At 65.9% G+C, this 26,586-nt stretch carries 23 protein-coding genes and 1 pseudogene; 9 read left to right on the top strand and 15 right to left on the bottom strand.

All coding sequences use genetic code 11. The features are described 5' to 3' along the window. Positions 1-2,208 (bottom strand): molybdopterin-containing oxidoreductase family protein, encoded by a 2,208-nt coding sequence (locus G6N32_RS03860; RefSeq protein WP_232077473.1) that lies wholly within the window; start codon positions 2,206-2,208, stop codon positions 1-3. A gap of 210 nt (positions 2,209-2,418) precedes the next feature. On the opposite strand from G6N32_RS03860, the gene G6N32_RS03855 reads away from it, so the two are divergent. The 5 genes from G6N32_RS03855 to G6N32_RS03835 are packed head-to-tail and all read left to right on the top strand — an operon-like array spanning position 2,419 to position 6,966. After that, positions 2,419-2,823: an SCP2 sterol-binding domain-containing protein gene (locus tag G6N32_RS03855; RefSeq protein WP_115317288.1), complete on the top strand. Its 405-nt coding sequence runs from the start codon at positions 2,419-2,421 to the stop codon at positions 2,821-2,823. Continuing rightward, a complete protein-coding gene (locus G6N32_RS03850) occupies positions 2,816-3,886 on the top strand; it encodes an alcohol dehydrogenase catalytic domain-containing protein (protein WP_115317289.1) in 1,071 nt (356 codons plus the stop codon). The genes G6N32_RS03855 and G6N32_RS03850 overlap by 8 nt, the downstream gene beginning before the upstream one ends. A gap of 1 nt (position 3,887) precedes the next feature. Then, on the top strand, positions 3,888-5,408 hold the full coding sequence (locus G6N32_RS03845) for an aldehyde dehydrogenase family protein (protein WP_115317290.1): 1,521 nt from the start codon (positions 3,888-3,890) through the stop codon (positions 5,406-5,408). After that, positions 5,405-6,760, top strand: a complete 1,356-nt coding sequence (locus G6N32_RS03840) for a cytochrome P450 (RefSeq protein ID WP_115317291.1) — start codon at positions 5,405-5,407, stop codon at positions 6,758-6,760. The genes G6N32_RS03845 and G6N32_RS03840 overlap by 4 nt, the downstream gene beginning before the upstream one ends. Then, positions 6,757-6,966, top strand: a complete 210-nt coding sequence (locus G6N32_RS03835; RefSeq protein WP_115317292.1) for a ferredoxin — start codon at positions 6,757-6,759, stop codon at positions 6,964-6,966. The genes G6N32_RS03840 and G6N32_RS03835 overlap by 4 nt, the downstream gene beginning before the upstream one ends. Positions 6,967-6,971: 5 nt before the next feature. Here G6N32_RS03835 and G6N32_RS03830 read toward each other — a convergent pair whose 3' ends face one another. Then, complete coding sequence (locus G6N32_RS03830) at positions 6,972-8,063, bottom strand: LuxR C-terminal-related transcriptional regulator (RefSeq protein ID WP_163789111.1); 1,092 nt, start codon at positions 8,061-8,063, stop codon at positions 6,972-6,974. Between the two features lie 28 nt (positions 8,064-8,091). Here G6N32_RS03830 and G6N32_RS03825 point away from each other — a divergent pair, with 28 nt between their 5' ends. The 3 genes from G6N32_RS03825 (at position 8,092) to G6N32_RS03815 (ending at position 12,064) form a co-directional block, all read left to right on the top strand. Then, complete coding sequence (locus tag G6N32_RS03825; protein WP_115317294.1) at positions 8,092-9,630, top strand: acyl-CoA synthetase; 1,539 nt, start codon at positions 8,092-8,094, stop codon at positions 9,628-9,630. Positions 9,631-9,732: 102 nt separating this feature from the next. Beyond that, positions 9,733-10,878, top strand: coding sequence for a thiolase family protein (locus tag G6N32_RS03820; protein ID WP_115317295.1), 1,146 nt, complete (start codon positions 9,733-9,735; stop codon positions 10,876-10,878). Positions 10,879-10,882: 4 nt separating this feature from the next. Beyond that, the gene (locus G6N32_RS03815) at positions 10,883-12,064 is read left to right on the top strand and encodes a CaiB/BaiF CoA transferase family protein (RefSeq protein WP_115317296.1); all 1,182 of its coding nucleotides are present in this window, start codon (positions 10,883-10,885) and stop codon (positions 12,062-12,064) included. Here the strand turns inward: G6N32_RS03815 and G6N32_RS03810 are convergent, their stop codons facing one another. The 11 genes and pseudogenes from G6N32_RS03810 to G6N32_RS03765 form a co-directional block, all read right to left on the bottom strand. After that, the gene (locus tag G6N32_RS03810; protein ID WP_115317297.1) at positions 12,065-13,270 is read right to left on the bottom strand and encodes a cytochrome P450; all 1,206 of its coding nucleotides are present in this window, start codon (positions 13,268-13,270) and stop codon (positions 12,065-12,067) included. Beyond that, complete coding sequence (locus G6N32_RS03805; RefSeq protein WP_115317298.1) at positions 13,267-14,448, bottom strand: acyl-CoA dehydrogenase family protein; 1,182 nt, start codon at positions 14,446-14,448, stop codon at positions 13,267-13,269. The genes G6N32_RS03810 and G6N32_RS03805 overlap by 4 nt, the downstream gene beginning before the upstream one ends. Before the next feature lie 13 nt (positions 14,449-14,461). Beyond that, the gene (locus G6N32_RS03800) at positions 14,462-15,700 is read right to left on the bottom strand and encodes an amidohydrolase family protein (RefSeq protein WP_115317299.1); all 1,239 of its coding nucleotides are present in this window, start codon (positions 15,698-15,700) and stop codon (positions 14,462-14,464) included. Further along, a complete protein-coding gene (locus G6N32_RS03795; protein ID WP_115317300.1) occupies positions 15,697-16,890 on the bottom strand; it encodes an acyl-CoA dehydrogenase family protein in 1,194 nt (397 codons plus the stop codon). Before G6N32_RS03795 ends, G6N32_RS03800 begins: the two co-directional genes overlap by 4 nt. A gap of 1 nt (position 16,891) precedes the next feature. Then, entirely contained in the window at positions 16,892-17,944 is a 1,053-nt protein-coding gene (locus tag G6N32_RS03790; protein WP_115317301.1) for an acyl-CoA dehydrogenase family protein, read from the bottom strand. Next, positions 17,945-18,772, bottom strand: a complete 828-nt coding sequence (locus G6N32_RS03785; protein ID WP_115317302.1) for an amidohydrolase family protein — start codon at positions 18,770-18,772, stop codon at positions 17,945-17,947. It abuts the gene before it with no gap. Continuing rightward, on the bottom strand, positions 18,769-20,379 hold the full coding sequence (locus G6N32_RS03780) for an acyl-CoA synthetase (protein ID WP_115317303.1): 1,611 nt from the start codon (positions 20,377-20,379) through the stop codon (positions 18,769-18,771). The genes G6N32_RS03785 and G6N32_RS03780 overlap by 4 nt, the downstream gene beginning before the upstream one ends. A gap of 3 nt (positions 20,380-20,382) precedes the next feature. Further along, positions 20,383-21,591, bottom strand: a complete 1,209-nt coding sequence (locus tag G6N32_RS03775) for an amidohydrolase family protein (protein ID WP_115317304.1) — start codon at positions 21,589-21,591, stop codon at positions 20,383-20,385. Between the two features lie 13 nt (positions 21,592-21,604). Then, on the bottom strand, positions 21,605-22,447 hold the full coding sequence (locus tag G6N32_RS03770) for an enoyl-CoA hydratase (RefSeq protein ID WP_115317305.1): 843 nt from the start codon (positions 22,445-22,447) through the stop codon (positions 21,605-21,607). A 91-nt stretch (positions 22,448-22,538) separates the two neighbouring features. Further along, positions 22,539-22,637: pseudogene (locus G6N32_RS28725) on the bottom strand (dihydrodipicolinate synthase family protein); the annotation flags it as partial. 3 nt (positions 22,638-22,640) lie between these two features. Next, positions 22,641-23,438, bottom strand: a complete 798-nt coding sequence (locus G6N32_RS03765; RefSeq protein ID WP_115317306.1) for an SDR family NAD(P)-dependent oxidoreductase — start codon at positions 23,436-23,438, stop codon at positions 22,641-22,643. A gap of 257 nt (positions 23,439-23,695) precedes the next feature. Here G6N32_RS03765 and G6N32_RS03760 point away from each other — a divergent pair, with 257 nt between their 5' ends. Continuing rightward, positions 23,696-24,433, top strand: a complete 738-nt coding sequence (locus G6N32_RS03760) for a TetR/AcrR family transcriptional regulator (RefSeq protein WP_115317307.1) — start codon at positions 23,696-23,698, stop codon at positions 24,431-24,433. Positions 24,434-24,443: 10 nt separating this feature from the next. Here the strand turns inward: G6N32_RS03760 and G6N32_RS03755 are convergent, their stop codons facing one another. Beyond that, a complete protein-coding gene (locus tag G6N32_RS03755) occupies positions 24,444-25,619 on the bottom strand; it encodes a thiolase family protein (protein ID WP_115318849.1) in 1,176 nt (391 codons plus the stop codon). Between the two features lie 81 nt (positions 25,620-25,700). After that, on the bottom strand, positions 25,701-26,576 hold the full coding sequence (locus G6N32_RS03750) for an enoyl-CoA hydratase/isomerase family protein (protein ID WP_115317308.1): 876 nt from the start codon (positions 26,574-26,576) through the stop codon (positions 25,701-25,703). Positions 26,577-26,586: the final 10 nt, after the last annotated feature.

Raw genomic sequence — 26,586 nt, 5'->3', positions numbered from 1 at the left:
TCAGGCCGGGTTGGCTGCGACCCCTTCGGAGATGCGCTCAACGCGAACCGGGACGCCGGTCAGCCAGGCCATCCCGGACAGCGACTCGACGTCTTCGGGCTCGCTCGAGGTCAACCGGTTGACGTTGGACCCGCCTGCGCGATTGGCCAGTTTCCACGTCCCGGTGCCGGTGTGCCCCCACCCGTGCGGGACGGCGATCACGCCGGCCATCAGGTCCTTGGTCGTCATCACCTCGACGGTGATCTCGCCGTACGGCGACGACACCCGCACCACATCACCGTCAGCGATGCCCGATTCGGCTGCGTCGTCGACTCCGATGAGCGCGCGGTGACCCCGCTCCCCCCGCATCAGCAGCGGCGAATTGTGCATCCACGAGTTCTCCGAACGCGGCTCGCGCATACCGATCATCCGCAACGGATAGCCCTCGGGATGACCACTGCTGCCGAGCTTCTCGACCTCAGCGGCGATACCGGGATGATTCAGCCGAACCCGGCGGGACAGATAGGCCACCGAATTGCGCAGCGCCCCGGTGCGGATATGAGGTGCCACCACCACGCCGTGCGGATGTTCCTCGGTCAACCGGCGATGCGTCAGGCCGCCGCGACGCAGTCCGAACAGGTCACCGCCCTGCGACATCCGGATCAGCGCGTCGATCATCATCAGCGGCTGGAGGTCAACCCCGAAGCGCCCCAGTGCTTTACGTGCGGTGGCGAACACCCTGAAGGTCGGTATTGCGGGCGCCAGCCGGGCCATCAGATCGGCAACGATGTCCCATTCTGTCCGGGCCTGTCCCGCCGGGGCGACCACGGCCTCGGTGGCCTGCCGGAACGGCGTGGCCTGGAAGGCCTGGAACGTGTACGGGAAATCGTCGCGTTCGTACATCGTGGTCACCGGCAGGATGTAGTCACACCTGCCGGTCGTCTCGGTGACGTAGAAGTCAAGGGCTACCGACAATTCCAGCGACTCGAACGCCGCCTCGAGTTCGTCGCCGTTGGGCACCGACAGCACCGGGTTGCCCGCGGAGACGAACATCGCCCTGATCTGCCGGTCGCCCGGCGTCGTGATCTCTTTGGCCATCAGCGCGGCCGGTTCCATCGCGACGGCAATGGGGATCCCGCCGATCCGCGACCGGTTGCGGTATGAGCGGCGCATCGCGAGACCCATCATCGTGGCCTGCCAGCGCCCTCCGACGGTCTCCATCGAGCTGAACACCGATCCGCCGGGTGCATCGAGGTTTCCCGCAACGAGATTCACCGCATCGATCAGGTAGGTGGTGAGTGTGCCGTACCGGCCGACGCAGGTACCGAGCCTGCCGTAGACGGCCGCCCGGGGCTCGCGCACCAGATCCCGGGCGAGCGACCGAACACTGTCGGCGTCGATGCCGGTACTCGTCGCGGTCGACTCCGGGGTGAACGGCGCACACAGCGACTGCAGCCAGTCGAGGCCGTCGGCTTGTGCGTTCACCCGTGCGGTGTCGACGAGGCGCTCGGCGAACATCACCTGCAGAAGCGACAGCAGCAGGAAGGAATCGGCGTCGGGCACGATGGGCAGCCACTCGAAGGCCGCCGCCGTCTCGGTGCGGCGCGGGTCGACGACGACGACGCGTCCACCCCGCTTGACGATGTCGTGCATGCGGTCCTTGATCCGCGGCGCGGTCAGGAAGCTGCCATGGGAGACAACGGGATTCGCGCCCATCATGACCAGCAGGTCGGTGCGGGTCAGATCCGGGATCGGCACCGACGTCGGGGCCCCGTACAGCATCTGGCTGGCGATCAGCCTGCTGTTGGTGTCCTGCGACGACGCCGTGAAGTAGTGGCCGCCGCGGCCGAGGCCCTTGATGAAGCCCAGGGCCGCGAAGGTGTGCGCATAACTGAAGGCACCGGGGTTGCCCATGTACCAGCCGACCGCGCCCGCCCCGCGGGCGTTCAGGATCTGCGTCAGCCGGGCGGCGATATCGGAGAGCGCCTCGTCCCAGCTCACGGTTTCGTAGCCATCCGGGCCTTTGCGAAGCGGTGTGGTCACCCGGTCCGGATCGTTCTGCACCTCGGTGAACGCGATGCCCTTCTGGCAGGCGAAACCGGCCGAGAGGGGATGGTCCTTGTCCGGGCGCAGGGCTGTCAGACGGCCGTCCTCGACGGTGGCCACCATGCCGCACAGCGGCTCGCAGATGCGGCAGAACGTGGTCTTGTGCTCGATCGTGGACGCCACGTAGGTCACGATACTGTGCGTCTTACAGTCGTCCGTTCGTTTCGGACCGACGCGCGGTGGGCGCACATGGGACGCGACCTGACCGGCTGAGATCCCACGCGGTACCTCTTCGGGGATACAAACAGTCCTCCCTCGGGTCTGACCCGGAATCTCCATCCGATGGTTGCATCGTGATCACCGCAACAGCCGAGACCGAAAGCGACTGAGACCATGGGCTTTTTCACCGATCAGGCAGAACTCGACAAGTACATCGGCGGCGTGTTCCGTGATGCGGGCCAACACCCGGAATCGGGTCCCAAGCTCAGGGGCGCCAACATCGTCATGCGGGTCATCTACACCGACCCGGACTGTGAGATGACGATGGCGTTCCGAGACGACTACCAAGTCATTCCCGGCCCCACCGACGTCAAGCCGGACGTCACGCTGCTGATGCGCGGGGACACCGCAGACCAGTTCTGGCGCGGTGACTACAACCTCGCGATCGGTCTGGCGAAGGGCCAGGTCAAGGCGAAGGGACCGGTCAACAAGATTCTGAAGCTCGTTCCGCTGACCAAGCCGCTGTTCCCGATGTACCGCACCAAGATCGCCGAGAAGGATGCGGCCACCAATGCCTGACGTCATGCGGGCCGCGGTGCTGCGCGCACCGCATGTCGTGGAGGTGGCCGAGGTCCCGGTGCCGACGATCGCAAATCCCACCGACGTCATCATTCGCGTGGAGCGGACCGCGATCTGTGGGACCGACCTGCACCCGTACGAAGGCCGACTGGAGGTCGAGCCCGACATCGTGCTCGGCCACGAGTTCCTGGGCACAGTCGTTGCCACCGGGGATGCGGTAGGACAGTTCTCTGACGGTGACCGCGTGGTGAGTTCGTGTGTGGTCAGCTGCGGATCCTGTTATCAGTGCAGACGACATCAACCCGGAAACTGCGCGGGCTCAAGAATTTTCGGCCTGGGTCTGGCACTGGGCGATCTGGCGGGCGGGCAAGCGGAGTACGTCGTGGTGCCCAACGCCGATTTGACCGCGCGCCGCATTCCCGATGCGGGAACTGCCGACGATGCGCGGTTCGACGAGGACATCCTGTTCGCGGGCGACATCATGACGACCGGGTACGAGGCGGTGGCGAGGAGCATGCGGCCCGGTGACACCGTGGCTGTTGTGGGCGCCGGTCCCGTCGGTCTGTGCGCGGCGATGACGGCAAGCGCCCTGGGAGCCGGCCAGGTGATCGTGGTGGACAGGGTCGACACTCGCCTGAAAGAGGCCGAGAACCAGGGCGCCATCACCGTGAACGCCGATCAGGTCGAGCCGGCCGACGCCGTGCTGGACCTGACCGACTGGCGCGGCGCCGATGTCGTCGTCGACGCCGTCGGCCACGAATCGGCCCTGCTGTCGGCCATCTCGCTGGTGCGCGCCGGCGGCACCCTGTCCATCCCCGGGGTGTACACCGAGGACGCGATCACCATTCCGTTCGGTGAGCTCTACCTCAAGGGAATCAAGGTGGAGATGGGGGTTTCGCACATCACCGAGTACATGGACGAGGTGATCGCGTTGACGGTTGCCGGCCGGCTGCGGCCCAGTTCGATCATCACACATCGGATGGGCCTGTCGGAGGCGGCCGAAGCCTACCGGATGTTCGAAGCCTGCGAGGCAACCAAGATCATCCTTGATCCGGGGAGATGACATGACAACCGTTGAACTACAGCATCATTCAATGCGAATCGGCGGACAGGAAGTCGACTCGGACCGGCTGATGACCATCGTCGATCCCAGTACCGGCGCACCGATCGCCACCGTCGCGCGCGGTGACGCGGGGCATATCGACGCCGCCGTGGCCGCCGCGAGAGACACCTTCGAGTCCGGGGTGTGGCGGACCAAGACCCCGCAGGAACGCGCCGCGATCATGCGACGGATCGTGGCTGCCGCGACGGACGTCGCCGACGAACTCGTCGAACTCGAACTCAGCGCCAACGGTGCCACCGTGCGGCAGGCCACCGGATTCCACATTGGTTACGCACTGGCACATTTCAGCTACTTCGCCGACCTGGCCGAAACCTACGCCTGGCAACGCCCCGCCCCGATCGCCAGCTTCCCGGCCTTGAGCCAGTCGGTCGTGCATCGCGAGCCGATCGGCGTTGTCGGGGCGATCGCACCATGGAACTTCCCTCTGCTGCTGACACTGTGGAAGGTCGGGCCGGCACTGGCCGCAGGCAACAGTGTGGTGGTCAAACCCGACGAGCACACACCGCTGTCCATCTTGGCGTTCGCCCGGATCGCCGAGCAGAACGGATTACCGCCCGGCGTGCTCAATGTGGTTCCCGGCGACGGCCGCGACGCCGGCGCCCGGCTTGCAAGCCACCCCGATGTCGGCAAGATCGCCTTCACCGGATCGACCGCCGTCGGTCGCGAGATCATGAGTCTGGCGTCCGGCACCGTCAAACACGTCACCCTCGAACTCGGCGGCAAGGGTCCCTCGATCGTGCTCGATGACGCCGACCTCGACATGGCCGTCGACGGCGTGCTCTACGGCTGCTTCGTCTACTCCGGTCAGGTATGCGAATCCGGCACCCGCGCACTGGTACCCGAACATCTGCACGACGAATTCGTCCGGCGGTTGGTCGACCGGGCGCAGACCATCGTCATCGGTCCTACGCGCGATTGGGATACCGATATGGGCCCGGTGATCGACGCCAAACAACAGCAGCGCATCCTCGACTACGTTCGGGGCGCAGTCGCCGAAGGCGCGACCGTGGCACTCGGCGGCGAGGCATTGGACCGGGACGGCTTCTGGTTCCAGCCGACGATCCTGACGGGAGTCCGCAACGTCATGCGGATCGCACAGGAGGAGGTCTTCGGCCCCGTCCTGGTCGTGATTCCCTACACCGACAGCGACCACGCCGTGCGGATCGCCAACGACTCCGAATACGGCCTGGCAGCCAGCATCTGGAGCTCCGACAATGCCCGCGCGCTCGACATCGCCGGACGTATCCAGGCCGGCAGCGTGTGGATCAACGATGCGCACCAGATCAACTGCCACGTGCCGTTCGGCGGCTACAAGCAGAGCGGCCTCGGCCGTGAACTCGGTCCGGACGCGTTGGACGCCTACACCGAGATCAAGACCGTCCACCTCGATCTGTCAGGAGGTCGCGACGCCAAACCCTACGACCTGCTGCTCAGCCACGCCGACCAAGGAGCCTCGCGATGACCAGTACCGAGAACGAACTCTTCTGCGCCGACCTGTCGTTCGACGACGAGGACGACGACGTCGACTTGCCGCCGACCAACGACGTCGCCGCCACCCGGCGCCACGACCCGCTGAACGTGTCCTCGGATGCCTTCTGGGATCTGGATCTCCCTGAGCGCGAGCCGATCTTCGCCGAACTGCGGCGCGACCGGCCGGTCAGCTGGCAACCACCTATCGAGACCGCCGTGTCCCCGGACCCCGACGATCCAGGTTATTGGGCGGTGGTGCGGCACCAGGACATCCTCGAGATCAGCCAGAACTCCGAGGTTTTCGTCTCCCGCTACGGCGTGATGTTCGACATGCTGCCGCCGGTGTTCCTGGAGATGGCCATGTCATTCCTGGCGATGGACAACCCCCAGCACCACAAGGTGCGCCGACTCGTCTCGTCGGTGTTCACGCCCCGCCAGATCCGTCGCATCGAATCCGATATCGCCGAGCGGGCACAGCGGATCGTCGCCGCGGCGGTGGACAAGGCACGTGCCGGCGCGGAGGTGGATTTCGTCGACGATGTCGCCCGCCACCTGCCCACCGAGATGTTCGGTTACATGTTCGGCTTCCCCGAGGAGCTGCGCGCGACGGTGGTCCACGCCGCCGACGAGACGCAGGCGTGGGCCGACCCGGTGCTGCTGGCCGGCCGGGACCCTGCTGAAGTACAGGTGGAGGCCGCCCTGCGGATCCACGAGATCACCGAGGAACTCATCGAACTGCGCCGCAACGAACCGGCAGAGGATCTGCTGACCGCTTTGGTGCACGCCGAAATCGACGGCGAGAAGCTCTCCGACTTCGAGATCGGCGCCACCATGGTGCTGTTCTCGGTGGCCGCAAACGACACCACACGGCACACCACCAGTCTGGCGGCCAAGGCCCTCAACGATTTTCCCGATCAACGGCAATGGCTGTGGGACGATTTCGACGTGCGGATCGGGTTGGCGACCGAGGAATTCCTGCGCTGGGGATCGGTCGTGCAGAACTTCCGCCGTACGTGCGTGGCCCCCTACGAGTTGGCCGGACAGCAGATCCTGCCCGGCGACAAGGTGGTCATGATGTACGCCTCCGGCAATCGTGACGAGACGGTGTTCACCGATCCGAATGCATTCCAACTGCAACGCAATCCGAATCCGCACATGGCATTCGGCGGCGGCGGCATCCACTACTGCCTCGGGAGCCAGCTGGCCAAGGTGATGCTACGTTCCCTGTTCCGGGAACTGCGGGACCAGACTCCGAATTTCGTCACCGGCGAGCCGGAGCTGGTTCGTACCAACTTCATTCGCGGCGTGCTGAGTATGCCGTTCGATCCGGGAGTCGGCCGATGAGCCGATGCCGGGTGACGATCGACATCGCCCGGTGCGCCGGCATCGGGATGTGCGAAGGGTTGGCTCCTGATCTGTTCGAAGTCGATGACGACGACGGCCGTGCACACCTGCACGGTGATCTGGTGGATGCATCGCGCTTGGCCGAGCTCGATGCGGTCGTCGCGGCCTGTCCCACTCGGTCGGTGACCGTCGAACTGCTGGGGTGAGCGCGTCAGGCGTGGTCCGACTGGTAGAGCAACGACACCGCCTCGACCCGATTCTCGGCGCCGACCTTGCGCAGAATGTGCTTCACGTGCTGCTTGACCGTGCCCTCGGTGATGAACAACTTGGCGGCGATCGCGGCATTGGTCCGGCCTTGGGCCATCTGTTCGAGAATCTCGGTCTCTCGCGGCGTCAGGACGGAACGGACCGAATTCAGGACCCGGCGAACAACTCTCGGTGCCGACGGCATTTCGGTCCGGGTCCGCACGTCGTCGTCCAGGGTGAACTCGTGCGCCCCGGCGACCGCCTCGTCGCAGTCGTTGGCGGCCAACCGGAGCGCAGATCCCAAAGCGTCGAGTTGTTCCACCGCCCGGGCGCGACTGAGCGCCAGCGCCAGCGCGTTGGCATAATCCGCCAGCAATTCGACGTCTATGCCGTCGATGTCGCGGTCCTGCTTGTAGCAGTCACCGTGGAGCAGTCCGACAACCCGGCCGCCGGACATCACCGGTGCCGCAGCGTAGGACCGCGACCTCGACGCATCCGCGATCGGACGGTGCACTCGACGATCGTGTTGGACGTCGGTGACGATCCGCGCTTCGCGCCGGCGTACGACTTCGGTTTCATGCAGACCGGGCACCAGCGGTTGCGGCTGCTCCTGACCGACCTTGTTGATCTCGGCGGCCCATTGCGGATCGTCAGGGATGCACACCGACTGCGACACCCAGACGTGATCCACGATGCGAGAAAAGATCGCCCGGTCGAAACCGAGGTCGACGACGAGTTGCGGAGCGACGGCGGTCAGCCCGGCGATCGTGCACGGCGCTGCCTCCAGTCGAGCCAGCACAGATCCCAGCCGGCGCGACCTCTCCTGTTCGGCCCGCAACGATTCGTCGGTGTTGCGCAGCGTCAGCAACGCGGCCATCACCATCTCGGCGGTCGGCGCCTCCGACAGTGCCTCAGCCAGCAATGACCACGCGTCAGAGACCGCGTCGCGCGCATCACGCGTATTCGGGGCGGTCAGCGACCGCAAGCCGGCCAACAGGGCCCGCGCTTGCTCGTCCGACAGTGACGACGCGAGTGACACGCCGTCGTTGTGATCCACGCCATAAGAATAGAGGAAGGACATCTCGGTGTATCCAGGAGTTCACGCCCATATCGATCCCGACAAACCGGCCGCGATCATCGTCGACGAAGGTCAGCGGCTGACCTACCGGCAGCTGGAAGAACGGTCGACGCGCCTGGCCGATGCCCTGCGCAAGGCCGGCCTGGGACGCGGTGACGTCGTCGCGCTGCTCTCCAGCAACGACGTGGAGATGTTCGTCGTGTACTGGGCGTGCCTGCGCTCGGGGCTGTACCTGACCCCGGTCAACACGCACCTGACCGCGGCCGAGGCGGGCTACATCATCGACGACTGCGGGGCCGGCGTGCTCATCGTCTCGGCGGACCTGGCCGATCTCGCCGCGGGAGCCGTTACACCCGCCCCGGCCTTGCGACTGCTCCTCGCCTACGGCGGCCAGGTGCCGGGCTTCGACTCGTACGAGGCGTTCACCGCCGCGGGCTCACCGATCCCACCGGCCGACCAACCTCGCGGCGCCGACATGATCTACAGCTCGGGCACCACCGGCAGACCGAAGGGGATCAAACCGGCACTGCCGAACCGGCAGGTCGGTGACCCCGGCGACCCCTACGTCGCCACGTTCGGCGGCGCCTACGCGATGTCGCCGGCCACCGTGTACTTCTCCCCAGCGCCGCTGTACCACGCAGCTCCGCTGCGCTTCGGCATGATCGTGCAGTCGCTCGGGGGAACCGTGCTGGCCGCACGCAGGTTCGACCCCGAGACAGCCCTGCGCACGATCGGCGAGTACCGCGTCACCCACAGTCAGTGGGTACCAACTCACTTCGTACGCATGCTGCGACTGCCCGAGGACGTGCGAGCCCGGTACGACGTGCGGTCGCAGACCTGCGTCATCCATGCCGCCGCGCCGTGCCCTACCGAAGTCAAAGAAAAGATGCTGTCCTGGTTCGGCCCGGTGCTGCACGAGTACTACTCGTCCACCGAGGCCAGTGGGATCACGATGATCGGACCCGACGAGTGGCGGAACAAGCCCGGGTCGGTTGGCCGCGCGAAGCTCGGCACGATTCACATCTGCGACGACGCGGGAAATGAACTCCCCTGCGGTGAAACAGGTCTGGTGTACTTCGAACGGGAGACGATGCCATTTGCCTATCATCGCGACCCGGTAAAGACCGCCGCCGCAAGTCTTGCCGACCATCCGACATGGTCCACCTGTGGCGACATCGGCTACCTGGACGCCGATGGGTACCTGTTCTTGAGGGACCGCCAGGCATTCACCATCATCTCGGGCGGAGTCAACATCTACCCGCAGGAGATCGAAGACGCACTGACCCTGCACCCGGACGTCCACGACGTGGCGGTACTCGGGGTACCCGATGACGAATACGGCGAGCTGGTGACAGCAGTCCTCGCGCTGCGCGCCGGACTGGTACCCAGCCAAGCCCTGGTGGACCGTCTGACCAGGGATCTGCGCGATCGTATCGCCGGATACAAGGTGCCTCGTCGCTTCGAGTTCGTCGACGAATTGCCGCGCACGCCCACGGGCAAGCTCGTGAAGGGAAACCTGCGTCGCCTGCTCGCCGAATCGGGGTAGCCCGAGGGTTCGAGTTGCGAACCGAGCAATGAACTGCAGCGCCTACTGTAAGAATTACAGTTCATATATGCTCGTGCCGGCCTGCAGAGAGGACCCGCGCACATGAACGATGTCGCCATCATCGGCGTCGGCCTGCACCCGTTCGGACGATTCGACGGCAAATCCGCAATGGCGATGGGCGTCGACGCGATCTTCGCAGCCGTCGCCGACGCCGGCATCGAATGGAAGGACATCCAGTTCGCCACCGGCGGCAGCTGGACGGTCGCCAACCCCGACGCCATCGTCGGCATGGTGGGGCTGACCGGGATCCCGTTCACCAACGTGTTCAATGCCTGCGCGACGGCGGCCAGCGCCGCCAAGGCGTGTGCCGACGGGATCCGGCTGGGCGACTACGACATCGGTATCGCGATCGGGCTGGACAAGCATCCGCGCGGTGCCTTCACCGAGGACCCGGCCCTGGTCGGGATGCCGCGCTGGTACGCCGAGAACGGCCAGTACCTCACCACGCAGTTCTTCGGCATGAAAGCCAACCGCTACCTGCACGACCATGGCATCTCCGAGGAGACACTGGCGCGGGTGGCCAACAAGAACTTCCGCAATGGTGTGCTGAACCCGAATGCATTCCGCCGCAAGGAGATTTCGATCGAGGAGATCATGGCCTCGCCGGTGCTGAACTACCCGCTGCGGCAGTACATGTTCTGCGCGCCCGACGAGGGTGCCGCTGCGGTCATCATGTGCCGCGGCGACATCGCGCATCGGTACACATCCAAGCCGGTCTACCTCAAGGCGGTCGAAGTCCGCACCCGCCGCTACGGCGCCTACGAGGTCAACACCACCTTCGGCCCCGTCGACGAGGACGTCGCACCGACTGTGCACGCGGCCCGCGCCGCGTTCGACAAGGCGGGTGTGTCACCGCAAGACGTCGACGTGATCCAACTGCAGGACACCGACGCCGGCGCAGAAATCATCCACATGGCCGAATGCGGGTTCTGCGCAGACGGCGACCAGGAGCGGCTGCTGGCCGACGGCGAGACCGAGATCAACGGGTCCATGCCGATCAACACCGACGGTGGGCTGATCGCCAACGGAGAGCCGATCGGCGCGTCCGGCCTGCGACAGATCCACGAGATCGTCCGGCAGTTGCGCGGCGAGGCCGGCGACCGCCAGATTCCCGGCGAGCCGAAGGTCGGTTTCACCCAGCTCTACGGCGCGCCGGGTACCGCCGCGGCGACGATCCTGACGCGGTAGACACATGGGCGTTCTCGACGGGGTGCGGGTCCTGGACTACGGCCGGTTCATCGCCGCGCCCTGGTGCAGTGCGCTCCTCTCCGATATGGGGGCCGACGTCCTGCGCATCGAGAAGCGCGAAGGCGGCGAAGACCGTTGGGTGCAGTCGGTCACGAGCGGCGGTGAGGGCGGCACCTTCCTGCAGTGCAACCGCAACAAGCGCTCCCTGACCCTCGATTCGACGACGCCGCGAGGCGCCGACATCACCCGCAGGTTGGTGGCCCGCTCCGACATCGTGATCGCCAACATGCCGGCCGCCGGGATGCGGGCCAGCGGGCTCGACTACGAGTCGCTGCGCGCGGTGAAACCCGACATCATCCTGGCCAGCGCCACCGCCTACGGCGAGGGTGGCCCCTACAGCGACCGGATCGGATTCGACGGGGCCGGGCAGGTGATGTCCGGCGCCGTCTACCGCCAGGGTCTACCGGAACTCCCGATCCGCACGGTGGTCCCGCAGGCCGACTTCGGGACGGCGCTCACGCTGACCATCGGCGTGATGATGGCTCTGTATCATCGACTCCAGACCGGGCAGGGCCAGCACGTCGAAGGTGCTTTACTGCCAACGGCATTGATGCTGTCCAACGCCTTCCTCATCGAGCGCGAGCTGCTCGGGGTCGACAAGCCGAGGGCGGCCAACCGCGGCACCTCGGTCGCGCCGTGCGACCTGTACGAAGTCGCCGACGGCTGGGTCCTGCTCCAGATCGCCGGCCAGCCGATGTTCAAGCGGTGGTGCCGGCTGATCGGGCGGGAGGATCTGCTCGACGATCCACGCTTCGCCGACGACGATTCACGCTGGCAGAACGGCGATGTCCTCAACGATCTGATGCAGCAGTGGTGTGCGGGCAAGACCAAAGCCGAGGTGATCGCCGACTTGGAATCGGCGAAACTTCCTGCTGCTCCGGTAAATTCCCCGCAGGACGTTCTCGACGACCCGCACGTGGAAGCCATGGGATATCTCAAGCGGGTGCCGTTTCCCGGCGCATCGCGACCCGTGCCGCTCATCGAGACACCGTTTCGCCTGTCGGCCACGCCCGGCTCCATCCGGCGACGCGCTCCCTTGCTCGGTGAGCACACCGATGAGGTGTTGGCCGAAATCGGTTACAGCACAGCTGAGATCGCGGTTCTGCGCCGCGACGGAATCGTCTAGTCAGCTCAGCACCCTCACCGGCACGGTGCTCCAACCCGCGACGTTCTGCATGTTGACCCGCTTGCAGCCGTCGAAGTCCACCTCGAACCGGGGCATGAAGTCCAGCATCTTGTCCAGCGCGATGGCGCTTTCCAGCCGGGCCAGGGCCGCGCCCAGGCAGCTGTGGATTCCGTAGCCCAGCCCGAGATTCTGCGCTTGGGTACGGTCCCGGTCGATATGGAATCGGTCGGGGTCGGTCCACGCCCGCGGGTCACGGTTGGCTGATCCGCCGACCAGGAACACCGGCTTGCCGGCCGGAATGGTGACACCGTGCAGGGTGACCTCGCGCAGCGAGCAGCGCACGTTGTATTGGGCCGGGGCCTCGTAGCGAAGGAGCTCCTCGACGGCGAGCGGGATCTTGCTGCGGTCTCGCCGTAGCAGCTCCCACTGGTCGGGGTTCTGCGCGAAGACCACCGCGGCGTTGCCGATCAGCTTCGTCACGGTCTCGGCGCCCGCACCACCCAACAGCGTTGCGAATTCGGTGATCTCGATATTGTCCAGTGGTTCCATCCGGCCGTCGTCGCGTTCGATCTCGGCGCAGATCAGCTTGCTCAGCAGGTCGTCGCCGAGACCGTCACGGCGCTTCTTGATCAGCCGGAAGTAGTAGACCGCCATGTCGACGGCGGCCTTCTGACCGGCCTCGGTCATCTCGACATCACCGCTCTCGCGGTGCAGCAGTTCGTCGATCCAGAGCCGGATCTGCTGACGGTCCTCAGCGGGCACACCCTGCATGGTGGTCATGACGTCGACCGGGAACAGCGCCGAGAAGTCCTGGACGACGTCGAACCCGGCCGGGTCGACGGCAGCGAGATGTTTGTCGACCAATTCGGTGACCAGGGCTCGCTGCGCTTCGATCGCCCGAGGGGTGAAGACCTTGTTGAGCAGGCTGCGCATCCGCCGGTGGGCGGGCGGATCCATCGCGATGATCGAGCCGTGCTTGGTCACCTCGCCCTTGCGGACCTGGCCGAGATCGACACCGTATGCCGACGAATAGGTCTCGTAATCCTTGAACGCCGCGGCGACGTCATCGTGTCGGGTCAGCGCATAAAAGTCGTATTCCTGGCTGTAGTAGACCGGGGCGTCGTCGCGCATCCGGCGATACGTCTCGTACGGGCTGACGAAGAAGTCTTCCGAGAACGGGTCGAAGACAACCGATGTCGTCGTCATCGTGGCGGCGAATAGTTGGGCTTGCCGAGCCCGAGCACGTGCTGGGCGATCATGTTGCGGAACACCTCGAGTGTGCCGCCGTAGATCCCGAACAGCGGCGCGAACCGGAAAGCGTATTCGGATGCCCCATTGTCGGCCGCCCCATCGGTGTCCACCGGCAATACCGAGGCGGCACCGGCGAGATCCATCAGGTCCGGCGCGATGTCGCGCATCGTCTGGGCTTGCGCCACCCGCCCGAAAATGCTTGGCGTGGAAAGGGATGCCTCGAGCCGCGCCGCACTGCGGCCGAGCCGGTAGGCGACGGCGCCGTCGTCCACCATCCGTCGTCCGGCGGCGTCGGCGTGCCCGACCAAGGCGGCGACGGCATCGACGGCAGCGGCCATCACCCCGGCCTGGTGCGCCATGATCGACACGTCGGAGAGCCCGTCTGCTTCCGTCGGCGCGGCCCCGTGCTCGGCGTCGAGCGGTCCGCGCAGCACCGTCCAGCCGTTGTTGGCCTCGCCGAGCAGATACTTCTCGTCGACCCGCACGTCGGTGTAGTACACGATGTTCGTGCGGTCGCCGTCGACGGTACGGATGCCCTGGATCTCGATACCCGGGGTGTCCAGCGGCACCAGAAACATGCTCAGGCTCTTGTGTTTCGGCGCATCGGGGTCGGAATTGGTCAGCAGGAACACGTATCGGCAGTTGTGTGCGCCCGTGGTGAACATCTTCGAACCGTTGATCACCCACTGGTCGCCGTCCCGTACGGCGCGGGTCTTGCAGGTGGCCACGTCCGAACCACCCTCAGGCTCGGTGTAACCCAGACACATTCGTGCCGTGCCGTCGAAGACCCGCGGCAGCACCTCGTCAACCAGCTCGGGCTTGCCGAACGCGGCGACCGCCTTGGCCACCATCACGGTGGTCCCCCATGTCACCCACGGCACATGCGCCCGGCGACGCTCGAGATCCCAGATGCGGCGTTGAATGCGGGTGAAGCCGCCATCCGATCCCGTCCTGTATTCCTTTTCGAGGAAGCCCCTGGCACCGAGGGCCAGGTGCACCCCCTCGTCGAAGTTGTCACCAGTCTGCCGGTCCCGCAGACGCACCTCCGCGGTCACCAGACCGCCCAGAAACGCACGCAGGTCGCGCTGGAAGGCCGCGTCGTCGGCGCTCAGCTCGACTTCGGTGAAATCCATGACAGTTCCTTCGCTAGGACGGCACCGCAAATTCCGGTGGCTTGAGCGCGGCGGGGTCGGGGTTGGCCAGCGGCAGCCCCATGAACCGGCGGGCGTTGTCGCCCATGAAGTCGTAGGTTCGGCGTTCGTCCATGCCTTCGGCGTACTTCCAGAATCCGCGCGGTTCGGCCAGCCCCTCCGGGTGCGGATAGTCCGACCCGAACAGCACCTTGTCCCAGCCGACGGTGTTCACCACATCAGAGACGCTGCCCTCCCAGAACGGGCTGACCCAGATGTTGCGCCGGAACACCTCGTGCGGGTGCTCGGGGAAGTTCTGCGGCATCTTCTTGTACAGCTCGTCGAAGTCGTTGAAGAGCTGGCCTATCCATGAGCTGCCGTTCTCGACGCTGGCGATCCGCAGTCGTGGGAATCGCGTCAGAGTGCCGTGGCAGATCAGACTGGTGATCATGTCGGCGATTTCGCGGTGGCCCAGCACCATCCACCGGAATGCGCTCATCGCCATGAAGTTCTGGGTGCGTGGCGGCTCCCACGTGTTGACGTACGAGTCGAGCGGCGGATAGCTGGCGTGCAACACGATGGGTAGGCCGGCGGCTTCGACATCGCGCCAGAACGGATCGAATTCCGGCAGAGCCGGCGAGCGCCAGCCGTGCACGCCACGGACCGGGCCCGGTTTGATCAGCGCCACCCTGGCGCCTTGGGACAGGATGTAGTCGAGTTCGGCTTGCGCACCGTCGACTTCGGACAGGTTGATGATCGGGGTGGAGAACAGCCGGTCGTCGTAGACGTAGGACCAGTGCTCGGCCATCCATTGATTGAGGGCGTGGATGATCGCCAGTGTGAGCTCCGGATCGTCGGCCGACGAGTGCTCGACGAGGCTGGCCAGCGTCGGATAGTTCAGCGCCTCAACGACACCCTGGCGGTCGAGCTCGGCGATCCGGTCCACCGGGTTTCTGGTGGCGGCCGGCGCTTCGATTGCGGGACCTTGCATTTCGCGCAGCGTCAGGCCTTCGGCGTTCTCGCCTGCGAAGAACTTCTCGTGCGCACCGGGGGCGGCGACCCGTTCGAACGTCGGGTTCGGGATGAAGTCGCTGACGCGAGAGTTGATCACCAGCCTGGTCTGCTTGCCCATCTGCGCGTACTGCACCGCATAGCGATAGCGCTCAGGGAGGTACCGGGTGAGCGCCTCGGGTGTCTCGTACATGTGCTGATCGGCGTCGAAGATCGGTACGTCGCGCCGCTGGGCGCCGGTCATGACACCTTCTTGGGTTGAGGTGCGTACGCGGGCTTGCCCAGCCCCAGCACGTATTGGCCGATCATGTTGCGGAAGACCTCCAGTGTGCCGCCATAGATCCCGGACAACGGCGCGAATCGGTACATGTACTCCGACGCCCCGTCGTCGGCAGCGCCGTCCGTGTCCACCGGAAGCGTTGCCGCAGCGCCGAGAATGTCCATCAGGTCAGGGGAGATATCCCGCATCGCCTGGGCGATCGCCACCCGGCCGTAGAGACTCGGCGAACTCAGGGCGGCCTCCATCCGGGCCGCGCTACGCCCCAGTCGGTACGACACCGCACCGTCATCGACCGCACGCCGACCGTTCGGACCGGACCGGCCGACGGCGGCGGCGACCTTGTCGACCGCGGTGGCCATGAAGTTGGCCTGGTGCATCATGATCGACACATCGGCCAGCCCGTCGGCAGCGGCGGCCACCGCACCGTGCTCGACGTTGAGCGGTTCACGTAAGACGGTCCAGCCACCGTTGACCTCGCCGAGCCGATACTTGTCGTCGACGCGGACATCGCTGTAATACACGATGTTCGTCCGGTCACCGTCGACGGTGCGCAGACCCTGGATCTCGATGCCGGGCAGGTGCAATGGGACGAGAAACATGGTGAGACTCTTGTGCTTCTGCGCATCTGGATCGGTGTTGGTGATCAGGAAGACGTATTGACAGTTGTGCGCCCCGGTGGTGAACATCTTGGAGCCATTAATCACCCACGTTGATCCATCCTTCACGGCGCGGGTTTTGCAGGTGGCGACATCCGAGCCGCCCTCGGGCTCGGTATAGCCGAGACACAGCCGGACGTGCCCGCTGAGAACCCCGGGGAGCACCTCGGCTTTGAGTTCCTCGGAACCGAAGGTGTCCACCGAGCGCGCCACCATCGCCGTGGTCCCCCAGGTGACCCACGGGACGTGAAACCGTCGCTTCTCCAGCTCCCAGATCCGCCTACGAACCCGGGTGAACCCACCCTCGGATTCCGGCTTCCACTCGGCCTCGAGGTAGCCGGCCGCACCGAGCGCCAGGTGGACACCCTCGTGGAAGTTGTCGCCGGTCTCCCGGTCGTGCCGGATCACCTCGTCGGTGATGTGCGTCGTCAGGAAGTGGCGGACCTCGTCGAGGAACCGCTGGTCCTCGTCGGTCAGCTCTACGCGTGAGAAATCCATGTCAGTCCTGGACTGTTTCGCGGTCTGCCAGGATGCGCCCGATCTGCTTGGCGCTCGCGCCGGGATCACCGCCGGCCAGCGGCCAGCCTCTGGCCCGCACCAGGTAGGCCGTCGCGGCAGCCTCCGACGACACCCCGAGGCCACCTTGGATGTGCACGGCCATCGTCGCCGCCTTGGACGCCTCTTCGGCCATGAACACGAACGCCGACGGCGCCAGCTCGGCACGCGCGAGCGGCTCGTTGTCGAGGAACCACGCAGCGCGCCGCGCCAGGTTGCGTCCACCTTCGACAGTGATCACCATGTTGGCCAACGGATGCGAGATGGCCTGCAGCGTGGCGATGGGTACGCCGAGCGTGTAGCGGGACTTGGCGAACTCGGCAGCGATCGTCATGGTCTCCTCGACCAAGCCGACAAGTGCTGACGCGGTCAGCAGCCGCCATTCATCCAGCGCCCGAGCATATTCGGCGAGCGCATCCGGCCCGCTGCCCAGCACCGTGCGGCTGTCGGCGGCCGCCGGGTCGACCCAGGCCATCGGGAGCCTGCCGATGTTGTCGACCTTGACCGGACGCGTGCCGAACGAGAGGAGAACGACGTCTTCACCTTGTGCGCCGTCCCGGATGATGATGTGGTCGGCGATCGACCCGGTCGGGATGAGCCGCACCCCCGAGGCACTGTCCAGCGAGGGGTCCAGGCCGACGATCTGGTTGCCGCTCATCACCTCATCGGTGAGCGCACCCAAACCGGCCAGCAGACGGGCAGCGCAGACGTGGTCGATCCACGGCACCGGCGCGATGTATCGCCCGAGCTCCTCGGCCACCAACGTCAGGTCCACCAGCGTGGCGCCGTCGCCACCGGCCGACTCCGGGACGGCCATGGTCGTTGCGCCCATGGCGCACAACCGTTCCCACAGACTCTTGTCGAAGCCGGTGGCCTCGGCGGCCCGCACGGTCTCGATCGTGCTGTGGGTTTTGAAGAACTGCCGGTAGGCGGTCTGCAGATCGGTGTGGTCCTCGGAGAGGCTGTAGTCGAGCCTGCGCAGTTCGTAGCGGTCCATTCAGCGCTCCCTGAAGAAGAAATCGTTGGCGTTGTTGTACAGATAGTTGTCGAGGACTTCCGGCGGCAACTCCAGCGCCTCGGCTTCCGGTACCACGCGGTGCATTCTGAGCACCGGCCAGTCGGAGCCGAACATCACCTTGTTCGGTCCGCGGGTGCGCATGTAATGAAGCAGGCTGTCCGGCAATCGTTTCGGTGACCACGCGGACGTCATCATCCGCAGGTTCTCGTACTTGATCATCAACCGGATTGCGACATCCCACCAGGGGTCGGCGCCGTGGATCATGCACAGCCGCAGTTCCGGGAACCGCACGCACACCCGGTCCAGATGGATCGGATTCTGCACCTCACCGGGAATCGGCGGGCCGGGCAGCCCGGTGTTCAGACACAGCGGCAACTCCAGCTCCGCGCACTTGGTGTACAGCGGGTAGTAGACGGCGTCGCTGGGCGGATACTGCGCGTCACCCCAGAAGCTCGGCCCCACAGCGGCATACACAACAGGCAGGTCGGCGACGACCGCGGTCAGCTCCCGCAAGGTGGGCATCGGCCTGAGCAGGTTGAGACCCCCCATCGCCAGTGCGAACCGGTCCGGGCGCGTTTCGGCGAACTTCCGCGCGGTGACGGAGGGCTTGACGATGTTGTCCATCAGGACGGCCTTCTGCACACCCTGGGTATCCATCTCGTCGAGCAGCTCGGCCATGTCCACCGGAGCGAACATCGACTGCGGTCCCTTGAAATAGTCGTCGCGGACCTTGAGCATCCAGCCCGGCTGCTGCTCGACCTCACCGAAGTGGACGTTGACCAGACCGTCTATCACCTTGCGTGTCATGACAGCGAAACCTTGCTGTTGGCAGTCTCTTTGGCCCATCGATAATCGGCCTTGCCGTTGCCGAGCCGCCTGACCTGGTCCACGACAATGAACTCCTTCGGCGCCTTGTAGCGCGCGAGCTGCGATGTGCAGTGCTCGTGCAGTGCGTCGTGGGCTACCTCGGCACGCAGCGCCACCAGCGCGACGAGCTCCTGACCCCACCGCTCGCTGGGTCGTCCCACCACCAGGGCATCGGCGACCTCGGGGTGCGCCCGCAGCACCTCTTCGACCTCCTCGACGAACACTTTCTCCCCGCCGGTGTTGACCACCAGTGAGTCCCTGCCGAACAGCCGCAGCGTTCCGTCCGCTGCCAGCGAGCCGCGGTCACCGGAGATCACCACCCGCGCTCCGTCGACCTCGGGGAATGTCTTGCGGGTGGCCTCGGCGTCGTCGAAGTAACCCAGCGGGATCCGGCCCGCGCGGGCCACCCAACCGACCTGGTCCTCACCAGCGCGGAGGAAGCGGCTGTAGTCCTCGGCGAGAACCAGTGCGCCGTCTCGCAATTCGAAGGTGTCCTTGTGGTCGCCGCGCATGCTGCGCCCGAACCCGACATTTCCGGTCTCCGACGATCCGTATCCGTTGATCAGGATGATGTCGGGCAGCAGATCCAGCAGTGCCTGCTGGTGCTTGAGATTGGTCGCCGCTCCACCGGTCGCCAACGCGAACAACGAGGACAGGTCGTAGTCACCCCTGCGCAGCTCCTCGACCAGCGGGGCGGCGTATGCGTCGCCGACCATCGTCATCATGCCGACCTTGTGCCGCTGAGCCTTCGACAGCACCCGTTGCGGATCGAACTTCGGGGAGTCGTAGAGCACCACGGTCTGACCGTTCAGCACGCCGGCGAACGCCGTCCACATCCCGGCCGCGTGCATCAATGGGGACACGGCGAACCACGGCGCACCGGGCGTGCCGAGCTTGTCGTGGATTTCGCCGACCGACTCGTGATCGGCGCCGTTCATCGAGATGGCATAGGTGTCGGCTTGGCGCCACATCACCCCTTTCGGCCGGCCCGTCGTCCCGCCCGTGCAGATCATCAGCACGTCATCGGGGGACGGGGTGATGTCGGCGTCCTGATCCCCCTGCGCCAGAGCGTCATTCAGATCGACCACGCCAGGCAACTCCCGGGCATCGCTGCCGTCGTCGATCGAGATGAGCAGCTCGGCGCTGTCCGGTGGCAACACGTCGGCGAACTTGGCGCCCAGTGAGCGGTGGTAGACCACCGCGCGCGGCCGGACGTATGCGAGCAGTTCGGCGACTTCGCGTGGTGTGTAGTGGTGGTTGACATTGACGGGTACGACCCGGCCCTTGAGACAGCCGATGACCATGTCCGGGTAGAGGTCGTTGTGCATGATCAGCGCGACCCGGTCCTGGCCGCACTCCCAGTTCTGCAGGTCGGACCGTTCGCGGTGCGCGCCGAATCCCCTGCCTGCCAGGAAGTTCGCCAGGCGGCGCGTGCGGTCGGCCGACTCGGCGAAGGTGCTGGTGCGTTCACCGCAGATCGTCATCGGCCGGTCGGGGATGACCTCGGCGATGGCGTCGAGCACCGCGCCGATCGTCCATTCGGGCACGACTCAGACCGCCGACGACACGGAGACACCGAGCAGGTCTAGTGCGTTGTCCCGCATCACCTTCCGAGTGTCTTCGGCACTGAACTCCGGGAACTGCGGGATGTCGGCGGTGAAGCTCATCGGATCAGCCAGTCCTTCGCCGTGCGGCCAGTCCGAGCCGAAGAGGATCTTCTCGACGCCGATCGTCTCGGCCAGCAACAACACGTCGTCCTCGTAGTACGGGGCGATCCAGACGTTGTTCGTCAGCTGCGCGACCGGGTCCTCGGTGAAGTGGTAGGGCGCGGTGTTGGCAGCCTTCTTCAGGCGCTTGATCAGCCGGTAGACGAAGTAGGAGCCGTTCTCGATGCTTGCCACCTTGAGCTTGGGATGCCGGGTGAAGACCTGGTGCACGATCATCGACGCCATCGAGTCGTGAATCGCGCGGTCGTCGAGCAGCACGTTGTCGAGCGGGTCCCGCTTCCCGAAGCCTTCGAAGGTCCCGGTGCCGCCCCACAGCGCCGAGATCGCCAGGTAGCCACTGTCGGACAGATGGAAGACCACCGGCACGCCCGCTTCGGCCAGCCGGGCCCATACCGGATCGTGCACCGGATCTCCCAGTGAGCGCGGCTTCACCCGTCCCGGCACCGGCGCCGGCCGCACGCAGACGATCCTGGCGCCGCGACTCAGTACGAACTCGACCTCGGCCACCGCCGCGTCCGGGTCGGCCAGCGAGATGATCGGTGCCGAGAGGATCCGGTGATCGGGGCGGTCGAAACCCCAGTCCTCGTCGAGCCACAGGTTGAAGGCGTGCACCGAGGCCATCGTCGCCTCGATGTCGCGTTTGAGCGCCTCCTCGACCCCGCACGCGAACGTCGGCAACATGAAGACGGTTTCGAGATTCTGCTTGTCCAGGATCTTCACCCGCGCATCCCGGTTCTGATATTCGGGGTGCTCGGCCAACCGGTCGACCTTCATCAGCGACGCCGGGTCGACGCCGTCGGGTATCTCGCCACGGAACAACAAGTCCAGACAGCCCGGCTCGATGATCGGGTCGAACGTCGGGTTGGGGATGAATTGGTTGACGACGCCGCCCATCACGGCGAAGGTGCGCTTGCCCTCGGTGAGCATCTGCACGCCACGGCGCTTGAACTCCTTGGGCAGATGCCTGGTGAACGAATCGATCGGCTCGTAATAGTGGTTGTCGACGTCAATCGCCCGGTAATCCAAGGTCATCGGTGTCGTCCTCTCACGTCAGGGGCGGGAAGTTCGGGGTGCGCTTCTCGAAGAACGCGGTGATGCCCTCGATGAAGTCGGGGCGTTGCATGGATTCGTGCATCAGCGACTCGGCCCGCCCGCTGGCGTCGGCGGCCTCGCGCAGCGCGTCGCCGTAGACCTGACGCTTGATGACGGCCAGTGAACTCGGCGCACAGTTGGCGGCGATGTCTTGCGCGTATTCGATTGCGCGGCCGAGCAACTCGTCCGGTGCGACGACTTCTTTGACCATGCCGAGTTCGAAAGCCTCCTCGGCGTAGAACACCCGGCCGCTCATCAGAAGATCCAGCGCCGCTCCCCAGCCGACCACCTTGGGCAGGATCCACGAGATCCCGTACTCGGCGATCAGGCCGCGGCGGACGAACGACGTGGTGAACTTCGCCCCGGCGGCGGCGAATCGGATATCGCACATCAGCGCCTGGGTCAGCCCGATACCGGCGCAGGCACCGTTGATCGCGGCGATGACCGGCTTGCGCACGGTCGTGACGAACAGCGGGTGCCGCTCCCCCACCATCTTGGTCAGGTCGGCTTCGCGGGCGGTGTCGACGCTGGCCGAACTGATCGACGACAGGTCGCCCATGTCCGCCCCGGCGCAGAACGCCCGCCCGCTACCGGTGACGACGATCGCGCGAACATCCGGGTCGGCGTCGGCGGCGTCCATGCCCGCGTAGAACCCGGCGGCCAGCCCACCACCCCAGCCGTTCATCCGCTCCGGGCGGTTGAACGTCAGGACCGCGACCCCGTTGTCGAGAACCTCGTACAGAACCGGCTTGGCCGCATCGGGATTCGCGGTGAGATCGGCGTGGGTGTCGGTCACCTAGCGGGTACCTCCAGGAATGGCGCGCCAACATGCGAATACGTCCATACTGTACACCTATCGGTATTGCCTTCCGCAATTGATGTTCAGGCAGGCCGACCCGCCGGTAGGCCCGCCCGATCTGACCCTTTCCAGCGTCGGGCAATGCGGCCTGCGGCGGGCGCGAATGCGGATAGTCGCCGATCGGCAACTTTTACGTGAAATCGCTTCCGCCATCGACGTTGACGTTGGCGCCGGTCATGTACGAGTTGCGTCTCGACGCCAAAAAGGCGACCACGGGCCCGATCTCGTCGGGCAGCCCGGCGCGCGGCAGATGTGCCGGGTGGCCGAAGTGTTCGTCGATGGCGGCCATCAGCGCATAGGGGTCGGAGCCGTCGACGCCGACGGATTCGGCCCAGCCGGTGAGCGCCTCGGACGCGATACTGCCCGGCGAGACAACGTTGACCAGGATCTCGTCGGGCGCCAGCGACAGCGACAGATTCTTCGAGACGCTGGTGACCATCGCCTTGGCCGCGGTGTAGGCCGCCAGCCGCGGGCTCTGCCGTTGAGTGGACTGGGCCGCGAAGTTGACGATGCGCGCCCAGTCCGCGGCCCGAAGCAGGGGCAGCGCCGCGCGCACGCAGCGCACCATGCCCATCGCGCCCTCGTCGATCGCGGTGCGCCACTGCGCGTCGGTCAGATGGTCGAAAGTGCCTTGCACACTTGGCCCTACAGCATTGATCAATATGTTGAGCCGTCCGCCCCAGCGTTCACCGATGTGAGCGAAAGCGCGCTGAACCTGCGCGTCGTCGCCGGTGTCGGCCACCACAGCCAACGCATCCGGGCTGCCCCGTCCGCTCAGCTCGTCGGCCGCGGCGTCGAGCACCGCCACGGTGCGGCCGATCAGGGCGATCCGCGAACCGTCGTCGGCCAGACACCGCGCGGCGGCCAATCCCATTCCGCGCCCGCCGCCGACCACGACGGCGGTGGCGTCATCGAGCCCGAGATCCACGGCCTGCCAGATTCACCGCATTGCGGGCCTCGGACCCGTTGCCCCTCACGACCAGTAGCCGGCCTTCGCGTTCCCGCAGAACTGCGTCCGACACCCGCGGCTCCTCAATGGTGGTTCGCTGGTATCGGTAAAACCTACTATAGGCTTTACAGTAACGGGAGGAGACCGACGGATCCGCCGCGCGGACGGGGCTTCACACACCACTTTCGGGGTAAGGTTTCCACCCGCTGATTCTCGAACGGAAGGGTGGACCTGCAGTGGCCAAGCCAGCGACCGCCGCCAAGCGGCCCCGGCGCGAGCGTGGGTCGATCAATCCCGATGACATCATCGCGGGCGCTTTCGAACTCGCCGAGCAGGTGTCGATCGACAACTTGAGCATGCCGCTGCTGGGCAAGCACCTCGGCGTCGGAGTCACCAGCATCTACTGGTACTTCCGCAAGAAGGACGACCTGCTCAATGCGATGACCGACCGCGCACTGGGCCAGTACGTGTTCGCCACGCCCTATGTCGAGGCCGCCGACTGGCGCGAGACCCTGGCCAACCATGCGCGTGCGATGCGAAAGACGTTCATGGGCAACCCGATCCTGTGCGATCTGATCCTGATCCGCTCGGCGCTGAGTCCCCGCGCGGTCCGGGCCGGCGAGCAAGAGGTTGAAAAAGCGATCACCAGCCTGGTCGAGGCGGGCCTGTCGGCGGAAGACGCGTTCGACACCTACTCCGCGGTGTCGGTGCATGTCCGGGGTTCGGTTGTGCTGCACCGGCTTTCCGAGAAGAACCGGGCCGCCGACGAGCAGGCGCACGGGCTCGAGGATTCGATCATCGGCAACGCAGAGAGCACGCCGCTGCTGGCGAAGGTCAGTGCCGAGGGACACCGGATCGGCGGTGCCGACGAGCGCAACTTCGAGTTCGGCCTCGAATGCATCCTCGACCACGCGGCCGCACTGATCGAGGAGGGCAAAAAATCCTCCGCGCCGAAGTCTCGCCGAAAGGGCTAGGCCCCGCGAGCTAGACCTCGACGATGACGGCGCCGCCCTGGCCACCGCCTGCGCACATCGCCGCGACACCGATGCCGCCGCCGCGACGGCGCAGTTCGTAGATCAGAGTGGTGATCATCCGGGCGCCGGACGCCGCGATCGGGTGGCCGAGGCTGCACCCGCTACCGGAGAAGTTCACCAATTCCTCGTCGATGCCGTACTCCTTGCAGGCCGCGATCGGCACCGAGGCGAAGGCCTCGTTGATCTCCCACAGCGCGATGTCCGACGGCGTGAGGCCGGCCCGGGCGAGCACCTTGCCGATCGCCGCGACCGCACCGAGGCCGGTGTCGCGCGCGGGCACGCCCGCGGCTGCCCACGCCTTCACCGTGGCCATGACGTCGAGCCCGTTGGCGCTCGCGTAGTCGCGGTCGGTCAGGGTGACGGCGGCAGCCGCGTCGTTGGTGCCACTGCTGTTGCCTGCGGTGATCGAGAATCCCTCGATCTCCGGGTGCAGTACCTTCAGACCGGCCAGCTTCTCGACGGTGGTGTCACGCCGCGGATGCTCGTCGACGGAGAACTCGGTGACCGAGCCGTCGAACTGCTCCACCTTCAGCGGGATGATCTCGTCGGCGAACTTGCCGGCATCCTGGGCGGCGACGGCACGCTGATGACTGCGCGCGGCCCATTCGTCGAGTTGCTCGCGGCTGATGCCGTAGGACTGCGCGGTGTTCCAGCCGACGGTGATCGACATGTCGCGAGCCGGTGCGTCGGGGGTCTCGACGTGGATCGGCGGCAGCCAGCGCTCCTCGAACTTCAGCTCCGGGCCGGGGATGCGCTGGTTCATCAGCGGCGTCATCGACAGGGACTGCACACCACCGGCGACGAGCACCCGCTCCATCCCGGAACCGATCTGCGCAGAGGCGTTGCCGATGGCGGTCAGGCTGCCCGCGCAGTGCCGGTTGACGGCCTGGCCCGGTGCGTTTTCGAAGCCCGCGACGAGCGCGGCGTAACGGGCGAGATCGCCTCCGCCATAGTGTGATTCGGCGATGATGATGTCATCGATGGCGTTCGGGTCGACGCCTGCGCGGCGGACCACCTCGGGGAGCACCGCTCCGAGCAAGACGTCGGGTGGGGTATTGACCAGGGTCCCCTTGAACGAACGTCCGATCGCGGTACGGACGGCACCAACGATGACTGGTTCGGGCATGTTCTCCACCTCGGGATCGGCAGCTCTACGGCGTTACAAAAGTAGCAGATAATGTATCGGTATCGGGAGGGGGTCCGTCGCTCACGGCTCCGGCACGTAGAAGTGTTCGTCACGCAGCCGGAACGCCTCTTTGGTGCCGACCTGGGCGCGGGTCTTGACGAAGTTGAACTCCCCCGGCGCAAATTGCAGGTTCGTCCCATACGCGTGGAACAGATAGCTCGCCACTTCCTCACCCTGATAGACCTGGCTCTGCTCGACCAGCCGGAAGGCTTCCTTGGCGATGACCACACCATCGGCAGGCATCTTGGCCGCCTTCTCGGCCCAGTAGCGGGCCCGCGCCGTCACCGAGCCGGCGTCGCACGTGTCGGTGAACACGCCGAGATGCTCGACGTCGGCGGCGGTGATCGTGTCACCGGTCAGTAACAGCCGCCGGGCCAGCACCGGGCCGAGCCGGTGGAAGAACATGTGCAGGCTGCCGAGCGCGGGGCCGAGAAACCGGGTGGCCGGCATCCCGATCTTGGTGTCACGGGCGATGACGGAGATGTCGGTCATCAACGCCATCTCGAAACCGCCGCCGAGCGCGTACCCGCTGATCTCGCCGACCGTGACCTTCGGAAAGCCCATCAGGTTGTGGTAGAAGCCGAATGATTTGCGGTCCACCGTGAGTCGGCGACGCTGACTGGGGCGGCGCCCGGAGGAGGACGTCTGCTCCTCCGCCTTGTCGCCGTACCAACCGTAGGCATTGTTCATGTTCGCACCCGTCGAGAACACACCTTCGGCACCGCGCAACAGCACGACCGTGATGTCGTCGTCCTCAGCGACGGCATCCAGGCAGCGGCCGACTCCTTCGCGCATCGCGGCGTCGTAGGAGTTGCGCTGGGCCGGGTTGTTCAGCGTGATGGTGGCGATGCGCGTCTCGCGATCCACCTCGAACAGCACGCGGTCGTCGTCGGTCATGGTCGATTCC

This window comes from Mycolicibacterium aichiense, assembly GCF_010726245.1.
Lineage (GTDB): Bacteria > Actinomycetota > Actinomycetes > Mycobacteriales > Mycobacteriaceae > Mycobacterium > Mycobacterium aichiense.
This window is presented reverse-complemented; position numbering and strand designations above follow the sequence as displayed.